Source organism: Pseudomonas sp. NFPP04 (assembly GCF_900113815.1).
Lineage (GTDB): Bacteria > Pseudomonadota > Gammaproteobacteria > Pseudomonadales > Pseudomonadaceae > Aquipseudomonas > Aquipseudomonas extremorientalis.
This window is the reverse complement of the sequence record NZ_FOQS01000002.1, coordinates 25118-38423: the sequence shown is the minus strand read 5'-3', so window position 1 is coordinate 38423 and position 13306 is coordinate 25118. Positions and strand designations below refer to the sequence as shown.

Genomic DNA, 13306 nt, shown 5'->3' with positions numbered 1-13306 from the left:
CCTCCCACATTTTTTGATCTTCAGCGTGTTGGAGATCGAATCAGATCAGAACGCCGGCTTGATCGCGCCTTTGTACTTCTCTTCGATGAATTGCTTCACTTCAGGCGTGTGCAGGGCTGCAACCAGCTTCTTCACGGCGTCCGAGTCCTTGTTGTCTTCGCGGGTCACCAGGATGTTCACATAAGGCGAGTCGCTGCCTTCGATCACCAGCGCATCCTTGGACGGGTCCAGCTTGGCTTCCAGCGCGTAGTTGGTGTTGATCAGCGCCAGGTCGACCTGGGTCAGTACGCGCGGCAGGGTGGCGGCTTCCAGTTCGCGGAATTTCAGGCCTTTCGGGTTGGCGGTGATGTCCTTGATGGTCGACAGGATGTTGGTCGGGTCCTTCAGGGTGATCAAGCCGTTCTTGGCCAGCAGCAACAGGGCCCGGCCGCCGTTGGTGGCGTCGTTGGGGATCACCACATTGGCGCCGCTTGGCAGTTCGTCCAGCTTCTTGTACTTGCTGGAGTAGGCGCCCAGGGGTTCCAGGTGCACCGCGCCGACGCTCACCAGGTGGGTGCCCTTGGCTTTGTTGAATTCATCCAGGTACGGCTGGTGTTGGAAGAAGTTGGCGTCCAGGCGCTTTTCCGCGACTTGTACGTTCGGCTGCACGTAGTCGGTGAAGACTTTGACCTGCAGGTCCACGCCTTCTTTGGCGAGGGCAGGTTTCACGAATTCGAGGATTTCCGCGTGTGGGACCGGCGAAGCCGCGACCGTGATGGTCTCGGCGTGGGCGGAAAACGCGGCAACGGCGGCGAAAGCAACCAGTAGTTTCTTCATCCAACAAGCTCCTTGTTCGGGCATGTGCCGGCTTATCCCCGGCAATGGCCGTTATTTTCGAGAAAAGTGCACCACCAGCTTGTCGCCGACGGTTTGCAGAATTTGCACCAGGATCAACAGCATCACCACCGTGACCACCATCACGTCAGTCTGGAAACGCTGGTAACCGAAACGGATCGCCAGGTCACCCAGGCCGCCGGCACCCACCACACCGGCCATGGCCGTGTAGGACACCAGTGTAATCGCGGTCACCGTAATCGCCGCGAAAATGCCTGGGCGCGCTTCGGGCAGCAAGGCGTTGGTGATGATCTGGCGCGTGCTGGCGCCCATCGATTGCGTGGCTTCGATAATGCCGCGGTCCACTTCACGCAGCGCGGTTTCCACCAGGCGTGCGAAGAACGGCGTCGCGCCCACCACCAATGGCGGAATCGCACCAGCCACACCCAGCGAAGTGCCGGTGATCAATACGGTGAACGGGATCATCACGATCAGCAGGATGATGAACGGCAGCGAACGCAGGATGTTCACGATCAGCGACAGCAGCGCGTACAGGCCCTTCTGTTCGAACAGTTGGCGCGGGCTGGTGAGGAACAGCAGCACGCCCAGGGGCAGGCCCAGCACTACGGTGAAGAACAGTGAGCCGAACAGCATGGTCATGGTGTCGCCGGTGGCGAGCCAGATTTCGGACCAGTCGATATTGGCGAAGAAACTCAACAGGACGTCCATTAGCGCAGGATCTCCATGTGGACGTCAGCAGCGGTGAAGCGCGCAAACGCAGCTTCCATGTCGCCACCGGTGACGGCGAGGGTCAATTGCCCGTAAGGGATGTCTTTGATGCGGTCGATACGACCGGCGAGGATGCTGTAGTCCACGCCCGTTTCGCGGGCGACGGTGCCCAGCAGTGGCGCGTAGGTCGCTTCGCCCTGGAACGTCAGGCGCACGATGCGGCCGGGTACGTGAGCGAAGTCATCGCGTTGCTCGTTTTCGTCGACCTGCTCGGACTCTTGCACGAAACGCTTGGTGGTTGGGTGCTTGGGGTGCAGGAATACATCGGCCACCGAGCCTTGCTCGACGATCACGCCGGCGTCCATTACGGCCACCTGGTCGCAGACACGGCGGATCACGTCCATTTCATGGGTGATCAGCACGATGGTCAGCTTCAGCTCGCGGTTGATCTCGGCCAACAGTTGCAGCACCGAGGCGGTGGTCTGCGGGTCGAGGGCGCTGGTGGCTTCGTCGCACAGCAGGATCTTCGGCTTGGTCGCCAGGGCGCGGGCGATGCCGACGCGTTGTTTCTGGCCGCCGGACAACTGCGCCGGGTACTTTTTGGCGTGGTCCGACAGGCCGACGCGGGCGAGCAGTTCTGCGACGCGCAGGTCGATGTCCTTGCGCGACAATTCGCCGGCCAGGGTCAGTGGCAGTGCCACGTTGTCGGCGACGGTCTTGGACGCCAGCAGGTTGAAGTGCTGGAAGATCATCCCGACCTGCTGGCGGAAACGGCGCAGGCCGTTGGCGTCCAGGGCGGTGACTTCTTCGCCATCTACCCTGATGGTGCCGCCGCTCGGTTCTTCGAGGCGGTTGATCAGGCGCAGCAGGGTGCTTTTGCCCGCGCCGGAGTGGCCGATGAGGCCGAACACCTGGCCGTTTTCGACACTCAGACTGGTGGCGTGCAGCGCGGGAATATCCCTACCGGCGACGCGGTAGGTTTTATGGACGTTTTGAAACTCGATCACGTAGCGAACCTTGTGGGGCGCATGGAAAAGGGATCAGCGGTTAGCCGGGCGCGCATTTTAGCCTGTCTGTATAGCGTTTCTTAGCATTTATTTCGTATTCAACCAGCGATTTGGCAATAACGCGATCAAAGGTCATAAAAAAGGAACGGTACAAAACCGCGTCAGTCACTACTTAAGCAACTCGATTTCCCAGGTGCCGTGCCTGGGGTTTTGCTCAAACGAGCCGGGGACCGCTCTGGCCACTTTGAATAAGGAGTTTTGACTGATGAGTAGCAAAAAGCCAAAGAGCGAGCTAGCGGGCACCGACACCCTGGATCGTGGTAACACCAACGCCAAGCTGCAGGCCCTGGAGGCCTTCCGCTCCGATGCGACCGGTCAGGCCCTGCGTACCAATCAGGGCGTCAAGATTTCCGACAACCAGAACACCCTGAAAGTGGGCTCCCGTGGCCCATCGCTGCTGGAAGATTTCATCATGCGTGAAAAAATCACGCACTTTGACCATGAGCGTATCCCGGAGCGCATCGTGCATGCCCGTGGCACCGGTGCCCATGGCTATTTCCAGACCTACGAGAACCATTCGGCGCTGACCAAGGCTGGTTTCCTGCGTGACCCTGGACATAAAACGCCGGTCTTCACCCGCTTTTCCACTGTGCAGGGCCCGCGTGGTTCGGGTGACACGGTGCGTGATGTACGCGGTTTTGCCGTGAAGTTTTTCACCGAAGAAGGCAACTTCGACCTGGTGGGCAACAACATGCCGGTGTTTTTCATTCAGGACGCGATCAAGTTTCCTGACTTCGTGCACGCCGTGAAGCCCGAGCCGCACAATGAAATTCCTACAGGCGGGTCGGCGCACGATACCTTCTGGGACTTCGTCTCGTTGCAGCCTGAATCGGCGCACATGGTGATCTGGGCGATGTCTGACCGTGCCATTCCAAAGAGCCTGCGCAGCATGCAGGGTTTTGGCGTGCACACCTTCCGCCTGGTGAACGCCGAGGGGAAATCCAACTTCGTAAAATTCCACTGGCGTCCTACGGCGGGTACTTGCTCGCTGGTGTGGGACGAAGCGCAAAAGCTGGCCGGTAAAGATACCGACTACCACCGCCGCGACCTTTGGGAAGCCATTGAGATGGGCGACTACCCTGAGTGGGAATTGGGCGTGCAGGTGATTCCCGAGGAAAAGGAGCATGCGTTCGACTTCGATATCCTCGACCCGACCAAGCTGATCCCTGAGGAGCTGGTGCCGATCACGCCGCTGGGCAAGATGGTGCTCAACCGCAACCCGGACAACTTCTTCGCTGAAGTCGAGCAGGTCGCGTTCTGCCCAGGCCATATCGTGCCGGGTATCGACTTCTCCAACGATCCACTGCTGCAAGGTCGGCTGTTTTCCTACACCGACACGCAGATCAGCCGACTCGGCGGGCCGAACTTTCATCAGTTGCCGATCAACCAACCGGTGACGCCGCTGCATAACAACCAGCGCGATGCCATGCACCGCAGCACCATCGATAAAGGGCGAGCCTCTTATGAGCCGAACTCCATCGATGGCGGCTGGCCGAAGGAAACGCCACCGGCTGCGCAGGATGGTGGTTTTGAGTCCTACCCTGAGCGCATCGACGCGCACAAGATCCGTGAGCGCAGCGAGTCGTTCGGCGATCACTTCTCCCAGGCGCGTCTGTTCTTCCACAGCATGAGCAAGCACGAACAGGAGCACATCATTGCGGCTTACAGCTTTGAGCTGGGCAAGGTCGAGCGCGAGTTTATCCGCGCGCGTCAGGTCAACGAGATCCTGGCCAACATCGACCTGGAACTGGCCAAGCGCGTGGCGCAGAACCTGGGGCTGCCCGCGCCGACCCAAGGCACGGTGCCTGTCCGTAAAACCCAGCCGGAACGTTCGCCGGCATTGAGCCAGGCAAACCTGCTGCCGGGTGATATCAAAACGCGAAAAGTGGCGATTCTTGCCGCGAACGGCGTTGATGGTGCTGCAATTGATGCGTTGAAGAAGGCACTGGAAGCCGAGGGCGCACATGCCAAGCTGCTGGGGCCAACCTCGGCACCGGTAAAAACGGCTGATGGTAAAAGCCTGAAGGTGGATGCCTCCATGGAAGGTATGCCGTCGATTGCGTTCGATGCGGTATTTGTCCCTGGCGGGAAACACTCTGTTAAAGCCTTGAGTGGTGATGGCGTGGCGTTGCACTTCCTGTTGGAAGCGTACAAGCACTTGAAGGCGATTACCGTCGCCAACGACGCTAAGTCATTGCTGGATCTGTTGAAGCTTGAGGCGGATGCGGGACTGATCGTCGGGTCGGATGCCAAGGCGTTCAAGGCATTCTTTGCCGCGATTGCCCAGCACCGGGTCTGGGATCGTGAGCCTAAGGCCAAGGCGATTCCGGCTTAAGTCTTTGGTTGTTTGTTAGATCGTCATCGGGGGCAAGCCCCCTCCCACATTTTGAGCTGTGAATACATTCAAAGTGCGGGAGGGGCTTGCCGCCGATGGTTTTATTCCGCCTTGCGCGGAATAAGCACAACCTGCGCCGGAATCTTCTTCAGAATCTGCCGGTGAATCTTCAGGTCATACCCCGAATCAATTCGCTTCACCCGTTTGGTCAGCAACGTGGCCAGCCACGGGTAATCCTCTGTGCGCGGCGCCTGGATGCTCACATCGCATTGGTAATTCACCACGTCGGTGGCAATTGCATCCAGCTGATGGCGCAGTTCTTCGATGTTGGTGAGGTTCAACGCCACGGTGGTGCTGGGCGCCGTGGGGTCGATGACCTTGGCGGCGGGCTTGGCCTCGGCGGCTTTCAGGTCGGCTTCGGCTTTGTCCAGTTCGGCCTTGCGCGCATGGCTGATGGCGCTGTTGACGCCACCGGTCAGCGCGGGTGCCTTGGGCATCAGGGCGCGGGCACGGCTCAGGGCGGTCGCCGCAGCGTTTACGTCGCCCTTTTGCAGCACGATCTGGCTGCGTTGCAAGTAGGCTTCAGCCAACTGCCGCTGGTAGGTTTCCAGCGCCGGGTCGTTGGACGACTGGGCTTGCAGCGCCGCTAGCTGGTCTTCTGCGGTGGCCAGTTCGCTGCTGGCCAGGTTTTGTTCCAGCTGTGCGATGGCCGCAGCGCGTGCGTCCGGGGCCTCGGGGGCGGCGGGCGGTGTGCTTTGACAGGCGCCCAGCAGCAGGGAAAATGCGGCAAGGAGCAGATAACGGGAGGTGAACGGCTTCATTCCTGCGACTCTCTATTTGCGCAAAAAGCGAGCAAGTCTACACCCCTCGACGGGGCAGGACAAAACTCAGCAGAAACAGGGCGGCGGCCGTGACCACAATCGACGGCCCGGCCGGCGTGTCCTTGAACCAGGACAACGCCAGGCCCCCGCACACAGCGAGCATCCCCAGCAGGCTGGCGCCCACCGCCATCTGCTCCGGTGAGCGGGCGTGGCGCTGGGCAGCGGCCGCAGGAATGATCAGCAGCGACGTGATCAACAATACGCCGACAATCTTCATCGCGACAGCGATCACCACGGCGATCAATAACATCAGGGCCATGCGCAGGGCCGGCACGGGCAAGCCTTCTACCGTGGCCAGCTCTTCGTGCACGGTAATCGCCAGCAGCGGGCGCCACAGCGCGACCAGCAGCGCCAGTACGGCCGCGCTGCCGCCGAGGATCCACGCAAGGTCGCCGGGGCTGATCGCCAGCAGGTCGCCGAACAGGTAGGCCATCAAGTCGATGCGCACTTCATGCATGAAGCTCAGCACCACCAGGCCCAGGGACAGGGTGCTGGGTGCCAGGATGCCCAATAGGGTGTCGGAGGCCAGGGGCTGGCGCTGTTGCAGGGTCACCAGCAGTACCGCTAATAACAGGCAGCCAACGGTCACGGCGATGGTCGGGCTTACATCCAACAGAAAGCCCAGGGCCACGCCCAGCAGCGCGGCGTGCGACAGGGTGTCGCCAAAATAGGCCATGCGCCGCCAGACCACGAACGAGCCCAACGGGCCCGCCACCAATGCCAAAGCCAAGCCTGCCAGCAGGGCGTAGAGCAGAAAATCAGCCATGCTTGCAGCTATCTCCATGAACGTGGGTATGAGGGGCGGCGGGGTCATCGACGACGGCGCCATGCAGGTCGTGGGCGTGGTCGTGATGGTGGTGGTAGATCGCCAGGCTCTGGGCGTTCTTGCCGAACAGCTCGACGAACGCCGGGTCGCCGCTGACCTGTTCCGGATGGCCCGAGCAGCACACGTGGCGGTTGAGGCACACCACCTGGTCGGTGGTGCTCATCACCAGGTGCAAATCGTGGGACACCATCAATACGCCGCAGCCATGGCGGTCGCGCAGACGGGTAATCAAGCTGTACAGCTCGGCCTGGCCGGCGACGTCGACGCCCTGCACGGGCTCGTCCAGCACCAGCAGTTCCGGCTCGCGCAACAGGGCGCGGGCCAGCAGCACGCGCTGCATTTCGCCGCCGGAAATGCTTTGCACCGGGCTGTCGATCACCTGTTCGGCGCCGACTTCCCTGAGCGCCGCCTGGGCGCGGGCACGGTCTACGCCGGGTACCAGGCGCAGGAAGCGCAGGACTGACAATGGCAAGGTTGGATCGACATGCAGCTTCTGCGGCATGTAGCCGACGCGCAGCTTGGGCTTGCGCCACACACTGCCGGTGTCGGGCTTGAGCAGGCCCAGCACGGCACGCACCAGGGTGGTCTTGCCGGCGCCGTTGGGGCCGATCAGGGTAACGATCTGCCCCGGCTCCACGCTCAGTGCGATGTTATCCAGCACGTTTTGCCCGGCGAACGTGACCCCGACCTGCTCCAGGCGGATTAACGCGTTGCTCATCAAGCCCCCTGGCAGCCCGAGCACAGGCCGACCACTTCGACCGTTTGCCCTTCGACCCGGAAGCCGACCTCGGCAGAACTCTTGATGATGGCGTCGCTGATGCTTTTTTGTTCAAGCTCGATGGCGGCGTGGCACTCGCGGCAGATCAGGAACTGGCCCTGGTGCGCGTGTTCCGGGTGGCTGCAGCCGACAAAGGCGTTAAGCGAGGCGATGCGGTGCACCAGGCCGTTTTCCAGCAGGAAGTCCAGTGCGCGGTACACGGTGGGCGGCGCGGCGCGGCGGCCGTCCTGCTCGCTGAGCACGCCGAGAATGTCGTAGGCGCCCAGCGGCTTGTGGCTCTGCCACACCAATTCCAGCACGCGGCGGCGCAGTGCGGTCAGGCGCAGACCCTTCTGTGTGCACAGGGTGTCGGCTTCCGACAGCGCGGTATGCACGCAGTGAGAGTGGTCGTGGGGACGGCTGGCAAGCGGTGTTTTAGGCATGAGCGGCGACAGATATTTGATAGAGACGTTATTATGTTACCCGTTCCTACGCCATTGAGTGGTCATCGTGTCCCGACTTTTTCCCGTTTTTGTCGTATTTGTCACCAGTTTGTTCATGGCTGGCGCCGCTCAGGCCGAGGTCAAGGTGTTGACCAGCATCAAGCCGTTGCAGTTGATTGCTGCGGCGGTGCAGGACGGCGTGGCGGTTCCGGAGGTGTTGTTGCCACCGGGCGCGTCGCCGCATAACTATGCGTTGCGACCATCCGACGTACGGCGTGTGCAGTCGGTGGACCTGCTGTACTGGATCGGCCCGGACATGGAGAGTTTCCTGCCGCGCGTGTTGAAAGGTCGTACGGCAACAACGGTAGCAGTGCAGGACCTGCCGGGCATGAAGCTGCGCCGTTTTGCCGAAGATAGCCACTCCCACGCCGATGAAGCCGACGAACATGACCACGATCACCGCCCAGGCAGCCTGGACGCGCACTTGTGGCTGTCCACGATCAACGCACGGGTTATTGCTGCACGCATGGCCACTGACCTGGCTGCTGCCGATCCGGCTAATGCCTCGCGTTACCAGAGCAACGTGAAGGCCTTCGACGAGCGCCTGGATGCCCTGGATGCTCGCCTGAAAGCCCGTCTTGCGCCGATCGATGGCAAGCCCTATTTCGTGTTCCATGAAGCCTTCGATTACTTCGAAGACGCTTATGGGCTCAAGCATGCCGGCGTGTTCAGCGTGGCCGCTGAAGTCCAGCCTGGCGCCCAGCATGTCGCGGCGATGCGTACCCGTTTGCAGGAAGTGGGCAAGACGTGCGTGTTCAGTGAACCGCCGTTGCGTCCGCGCCTGGCTGAAACGCTGGTGGCCGGGTTGCCGGTGAAGTTGGCAGAGTTGGATGCGCTGGGGGGTTATACCCCGGCTACCGCTCAAGGCTACGAGCAAGTGCTGGATAAGTTGGGCAACGACTTGGCGGGTTGCCTGGAATCGCTCTGACAGCAAACGACGACCAAATGTGGGAGGGGGCAAGCCTCCTCCCACACTTTTTGATCTCACAGGCTTTTAGAGGGCAAATGGCAGTTGCACGGTGACCCGCTGACGCTGCATCAGTCGATGCTCGAACTCCGCCGGGTCGTGGATCAGCACATCCTGTCCCGCAAAGGATTCAGCCGCGATCAGGCGTGACAGCCAGAATCGCACACAGGCCACGCGCAACATCGTCGGCCACAGCTCGGCTTCCTTCGCGGTAAACGGCCGCAGCCCTGCATACGCTCCCAGCAAGGCCCTGGCGCGTTGCCCATCAAGCACGCCATCGGCGTCCGAGCACCAGTCATTCAGGGCGATCGCCACGTCGTACAGCATCGGGCCGGAGCAAGCGTTGTAGAAGTCGATCAGGCCGGTGAGGTGCGTGCCTTCGAACATCGCGTTGTCGCGGAACAGGTCGGCGTGCACGTTGGCGCGTGGCAGGGCGAGGATCTCGGCCTTGTGCGCTGCGATCTCGGTCAGAGCATCCTGCAACAGGCGTTGCTGTGCGGCGTTCAGGTGCGAAATCAGTTGCGCGCCTTCACTGAGCATCCAGTCCAGGCCGCGATCGGTCTTGCGCTCGAGGACTCTCTCGCCCTGCGTCGCCAGGTGCAGATGGCCCAGCAGGTCACCGACCTGGGCGCAGTGCTGGGCGTTGGCGTCCTTGATGTGCTTGCCGGCCAGGCGCGGTTGCAGCAGTGCCGGTTTGCCTTTGAGTTCGCGCAAGGCCACGCCGTCGGTGGTGCGCAGGGCGTAGGGCACCGGCAGGTCGGCGTCGTGGAGTACGTCGAGCAGTTCGATGAAGAACGGCATTTGCGCAACCGGGCCACGCTCGACCAGGGTCAGGACAAACTCACCCTGCTCCAGGCTGATAAAGAAATTGGTGTTTTCGCTACCGGCGGCAATCCCCTGGAAGTCGATCAGGCGGCCGAGGCCGTAAGGGGCGAGAAAGGTTTCCAGCTCGGGCCGAGCCAGGGGGGTGAACACAGACATGGTTAAAACTGCCAGTACGGGCGCCGCGGTGCGCGGCGCCAATTGAAGTTAAGAAATCATTTCCATTCGAAGATCTTCCATGACGGGATCAGCATATCCGGCTGGTCAGAACGGATGAAGTTCGCATCGGTTCCGTCCGCGCGCACCAGGAAATAAGGAGGTGCGCCCTTCGGGATGACCTTGATTGCGTAAAGGAAACCGTTCTGGCGGTACTCCTGAATGGTCTTGTCGCCTTCCGTGCGAATGGTCACTTCCGGATCGCCCCCAGGCGCATCGTCTGCCGCCACGGCAGCCATCGGAGCGAGTGCAATCAAGCCAGTCAACAGCAGGCGATTGAATGTACGCATGATAACCTTGTCCCTTTGTCGTCATTGGTCCGGCTATTCTAGCGCCTGACCCGCCGAAAAGGTTGATTCTGCTCATGAGCCAAGCACCCCTCGTCCTGGTGGACGGTTCTTCGTATCTGTACCGTGCCTTCCACGCATTGCCACCGCTGACCACTTCCAAAGGCCTGCCCACCGGCGCGGTCAAGGGCGTGTTGAACATGCTCAAGAGCCTGCGCAAGCAGTACCCGGACAGCCCGTTCGCGGTGGTGTTCGACGCCAAGGGTGGGACCTTTCGCGATGACATGTACGCCGAATACAAGGCCAACCGCCCGAGCATGCCCGATGACATGCGCGTGCAAATCGAGCCGTTGCACCAGAGCGTGATCGCGCTGGGCTTCCCGTTGCTGTGCGTCGAAGGCGTCGAGGCCGACGATGTGATCGGCACCCTGGCGCGCAGCAGTGCGGCGGCTGCCCGCCCCGTGGTGATCTCCACCGGTGACAAGGACATGGCGCAACTGGTCGACGGGCACATTACCTTGGTCAACACCATGACCGGTAGCGCGATGGACATCGAGGGCGTGAAGGAGAAATTCGGTGTCGCTCCCGAGCAGATCATCGACTATCTGGCGCTGATGGGCGATTCGTCCGACAACATCCCGGGTGTTCCGGGTATCGGTCCGAAGACCGCTTCCGGCTTGCTGGTCGGCGTGAACGGCGGCATCAAAGAGCTTTATGAGCAGTTGGATATTGTGCCGACCTTGCCTATCCGAGGCGCCAAGACGTTGCCGGCCAAGCTGGAAGAACATCGGGAGAGTGCTTTTCTTTCCTACCAGTTGGCGACGATCAAGTGCGATGTACCGTTGGATATCGGTCTGGATGATTTGCACCTGATCGAGCCGGATCGCGAGAAGCTGCTGGAGTTGTACACGCTGCTGGAGTTCAAGAGCTGGATTGATGAGGTCCAGCGCGATGCCAAACGCGTGGAACTCAAGGCTGCGCCGGTTGCCGAGCAAGCCGTCGAGGCAGTAGCACCGGCAGAGGCCACCTACACCACCATCCTCGATCAGGCGACGTTCGACCTTTGGCTGAAGAAGCTCAACGACGCGAAGTTGTTTGCCTTCGACACCGAAACCACCGGTATCGATGCCCAGCAGGCGCAGCTGGTCGGCGTCTCCTTCGCCGTGCAGCCCCATGAAGCGGCCTACATCCCGTTGACCCATTCCTACATCGGCGCGCCGGAGCAGTTGGACCGCGACACCGTCCTGCTGGCTCTGAAACCGCTGCTGGAAGACCCGACCAAGCTCAAAGTCGGCCAGCACGCCAAGTTCGATATGAATATCCTGGCCAACTGCGCTATCGGCGGCGACCCGGCGCAGGGCATTACCGTGCGTGGCATTGCGTTCGACACCATGCTTGAGTCCTATGTGCTGAACTCCACGGCAACCCGTCACGACATGGACAGCCTGGCCAAGAAGTACTTGGACTACGACACTGTTGCTTTCCAGGACATCGCCGGCAAGGGCGCCAAGCAGCTGACCTTCGATCAGATCGCCCTGGAGCAGGCCGGCCCTTATGCGGCGGAAGATGCCGATGTGACCCTGCGTCTGCACCAGGCTTTGTTTGCACAGTTGACGGCCATCCCGAGCCTGGCGAGCGTGCTCACGGATATCGAGATTCCATTGGTGCCGGTGCTGGCCCGTATCGAGCGCCAGGGTGCACTGGTGGACAAGGACCTTCTGGGTATCCAGAGCATCGAGCTGGGCAACAAGATGGTCGAACTGGAGCGCCAAGCCTTCGAGATCGCCGGCGAGGCGTTCAACCTCGGTTCGCCCAAGCAGCTCGGCGCGATTCTTTACGAAAAACTCGGCCTGCCGGTGCTGAAGAAAACCGGCAAGGGCCAGGCCTCCACCGCCGAAGAAGTGCTGGCCAAGCTGGCTGAGGATGACTATCCGCTGCCCAAGGTGCTGATGCAGTACCGCAGCATGAGCAAGCTGAAAAGCACCTACACCGATCGCCTGCCGGAACAGATCAACCCGCGTACCGGACGTATCCACACCTCCTATCACCAGGCGGTGGCGGCGACCGGGCGCTTGTCTTCCAGTGATCCGAACCTGCAGAACATCCCGGTGCGTACCGCCGAAGGGCGGCGGATTCGCCAGGCGTTTGTTGCACCCAAGGGCTACAAGCTGCTGGCGGCGGACTATTCGCAGATCGAGCTGCGGATCATGGCGCACCTGTCCAAGGACGAGGGCTTGATGAACGCCTTCCGTCACAACCTGGATGTGCACACCGCCACGGCGGCCGAGGTGTTCAAGGTTGAGCTGGGCGAGGTCACCTCCGACCAGCGCCGCAGTGCCAAGGCGATCAACTTTGGTCTGATCTACGGCATGGGCGCGCAGAAGCTGGGCAAGGACATCGGCGTCGATACCAAGACGGCCAAGGCCTACATCGATGTGTATTTCGCCCGTTATCCGGGGGTTCGCGAGTACATGGAGCGCACCCGCGCCCAGGCCGCTGATCAAGGCTACGTGGAAACCTTCTTCGGCCGTCGCCTGTACTTGCCCGAGATCAACTCCAACAAGCCCCAGGAGCGCGCGGCCGCTGAACGCACCGCGATCAACGCGCCGATGCAGGGCACGGCGGCCGACATCATCAAGAAAGCCATGGTGTTGGTGGACAACTGGCTGACCGATTCGGGCCTGGATGCCAAGGTGATCCTGCAGGTGCACGATGAATTGGTACTGGAAGTGCGCGAAGATCAGGTCGCGCAGGTCAGCGAAAAGATTCGCGAGCATATGAGTGCGGCCGCGAAGCTGGACGTGCCGCTGCTGGTGGAAGTGGGCGTCGGCAATAACTGGGATGAAGCGCACTGACGTGCGGGCGCTGCCACCGCGCTGTGTGGTGGCAGAGTGCTTTAGTGCGGAAATCGCCGTTGGTTATTTCAAATAGTTTTTCTGACTTGCCGGAACTTAACCCGTGAACTGCTACTCAGAGTTACTGAATGGGTGGTGAAGCCCTTCAATGCTCCTATGTTGTGTTAAGTGTTGGCAGATATCTGGACCCCGCCCTAGCGGTCCGGAACTTGAACCCCGAACTTCCCCTCCCCATACGAAGTCCGGGG

The 13306-nt window shown here is 61.1% G+C and carries 12 protein-coding genes; 3 read left to right on the top strand and 9 right to left on the bottom strand.

Going from position 1 to position 13306, the window contains the following annotated elements; genetic code table 11:
• Positions 1-45 precede the first annotated feature (45 nt).
• The 3 genes from BM017_RS04025 to BM017_RS04015 are packed head-to-tail and all read right to left on the bottom strand — an operon-like array spanning position 46 to position 2549.
• The gene (locus BM017_RS04025) at positions 46-816 is read right to left on the bottom strand and encodes a MetQ/NlpA family ABC transporter substrate-binding protein (protein ID WP_092241435.1); all 771 of its coding nucleotides are present in this window, start codon (positions 814-816) and stop codon (positions 46-48) included.
• Between the two features lie 51 nt (positions 817-867).
• Positions 868-1542, bottom strand: a complete 675-nt coding sequence (locus BM017_RS04020) for a methionine ABC transporter permease (RefSeq protein ID WP_010207814.1) — start codon at positions 1540-1542, stop codon at positions 868-870.
• Positions 1542-2549, bottom strand: coding sequence for a methionine ABC transporter ATP-binding protein (locus tag BM017_RS04015; RefSeq protein ID WP_092241434.1), 1008 nt, complete (start codon positions 2547-2549; stop codon positions 1542-1544). Before BM017_RS04015 ends, BM017_RS04020 begins: the two co-directional genes overlap by 1 nt.
• Before the next feature lie 265 nt (positions 2550-2814).
• On the opposite strand from BM017_RS04015, the gene katE reads away from it, so the two are divergent.
• Entirely contained in the window at positions 2815-4944 is a 2130-nt protein-coding gene (gene katE / locus BM017_RS04010; protein ID WP_092241429.1) for a catalase HPII, read from the top strand.
• A 101-nt stretch (positions 4945-5045) separates the two neighbouring features.
• Here the strand turns inward: katE and BM017_RS04005 are convergent, their stop codons facing one another.
• The 4 genes from BM017_RS04005 to BM017_RS03990 are packed head-to-tail and all read right to left on the bottom strand — an operon-like array spanning position 5046 to position 7851.
• The gene (locus tag BM017_RS04005) at positions 5046-5765 is read right to left on the bottom strand and encodes a PA5502 family lipoprotein (RefSeq protein ID WP_092241427.1); all 720 of its coding nucleotides are present in this window, start codon (positions 5763-5765) and stop codon (positions 5046-5048) included.
• 37 nt (positions 5766-5802) lie between these two features.
• Positions 5803-6591: a zinc ABC transporter permease subunit ZnuB gene (gene znuB / locus BM017_RS04000; protein WP_071490944.1), complete on the bottom strand. Its 789-nt coding sequence runs from the start codon at positions 6589-6591 to the stop codon at positions 5803-5805.
• Positions 6584-7369: a zinc ABC transporter ATP-binding protein ZnuC gene (gene znuC / locus BM017_RS03995; protein ID WP_092241423.1), complete on the bottom strand. Its 786-nt coding sequence runs from the start codon at positions 7367-7369 to the stop codon at positions 6584-6586. Before znuC ends, znuB begins: the two co-directional genes overlap by 8 nt.
• Entirely contained in the window at positions 7369-7851 is a 483-nt protein-coding gene (locus BM017_RS03990) for a Fur family transcriptional regulator (protein ID WP_025854323.1), read from the bottom strand. The genes znuC and BM017_RS03990 overlap by 1 nt, the downstream gene beginning before the upstream one ends.
• Positions 7852-7909: 58 nt before the next feature.
• On the opposite strand from BM017_RS03990, the gene BM017_RS03985 reads away from it, so the two are divergent.
• Positions 7910-8839, top strand: coding sequence for a zinc ABC transporter substrate-binding protein ZnuA (locus BM017_RS03985; protein WP_092241422.1), 930 nt, complete (start codon positions 7910-7912; stop codon positions 8837-8839).
• A gap of 66 nt (positions 8840-8905) precedes the next feature.
• Here the strand turns inward: BM017_RS03985 and BM017_RS03980 are convergent, their stop codons facing one another.
• The gene (locus BM017_RS03980) at positions 8906-9859 is read right to left on the bottom strand and encodes a homoserine kinase (protein ID WP_092241420.1); all 954 of its coding nucleotides are present in this window, start codon (positions 9857-9859) and stop codon (positions 8906-8908) included.
• Positions 9860-9915: 56 nt separating this feature from the next.
• Positions 9916-10206 carry a DUF2782 domain-containing protein gene (locus BM017_RS03975; protein WP_071490948.1) on the bottom strand — a complete coding sequence of 97 codons (291 nt, stop codon included), beginning with the start codon at positions 10204-10206 and terminating at the stop codon, positions 9916-9918.
• Between the two features lie 74 nt (positions 10207-10280).
• On the opposite strand from BM017_RS03975, the gene polA reads away from it, so the two are divergent.
• Positions 10281-13058 (top strand): DNA polymerase I, encoded by a 2778-nt coding sequence (gene polA / locus BM017_RS03970; RefSeq protein WP_092241418.1) that lies wholly within the window; start codon positions 10281-10283, stop codon positions 13056-13058.
• Positions 13059-13306 lie beyond the last annotated feature (248 nt).

Excerpts from the sequence above, each read along its gene's own strand:
- polA (WP_092241418.1), top strand. The coding sequence starts at position 10,281 with ATGAGCCAAGCACCCCTCGTCCTGGTGGACGGTTCTTCGTATCTGTAC.
- BM017_RS03990 (WP_025854323.1), bottom strand. The coding sequence starts at position 7,851 with ATGCCTAAAACACCGCTTGCCAGCCGTCCCCACGACCACTCTCACTGC.
- BM017_RS03980 (WP_092241420.1), bottom strand. The coding sequence starts at position 9,859 with ATGTCTGTGTTCACCCCCCTGGCTCGGCCCGAGCTGGAAACCTTTCTC.
- znuC (WP_092241423.1), bottom strand. The coding sequence starts at position 7,369 with ATGAGCAACGCGTTAATCCGCCTGGAGCAGGTCGGGGTCACGTTCGCC.
- BM017_RS03975 (WP_071490948.1), bottom strand. The coding sequence starts at position 10,206 with ATGCGTACATTCAATCGCCTGCTGTTGACTGGCTTGATTGCACTCGCT.
- znuB (WP_071490944.1), bottom strand. The coding sequence starts at position 6,591 with ATGGCTGATTTTCTGCTCTACGCCCTGCTGGCAGGCTTGGCTTTGGCA.
- BM017_RS04020 (WP_010207814.1), bottom strand. The coding sequence starts at position 1,542 with ATGGACGTCCTGTTGAGTTTCTTCGCCAATATCGACTGGTCCGAAATC.
- BM017_RS04005 (WP_092241427.1), bottom strand. The coding sequence starts at position 5,765 with ATGAAGCCGTTCACCTCCCGTTATCTGCTCCTTGCCGCATTTTCCCTG.
- katE (WP_092241429.1), top strand. The coding sequence starts at position 2,815 with ATGAGTAGCAAAAAGCCAAAGAGCGAGCTAGCGGGCACCGACACCCTG.
- BM017_RS04025 (WP_092241435.1), bottom strand. The coding sequence starts at position 816 with ATGAAGAAACTACTGGTTGCTTTCGCCGCCGTTGCCGCGTTTTCCGCC.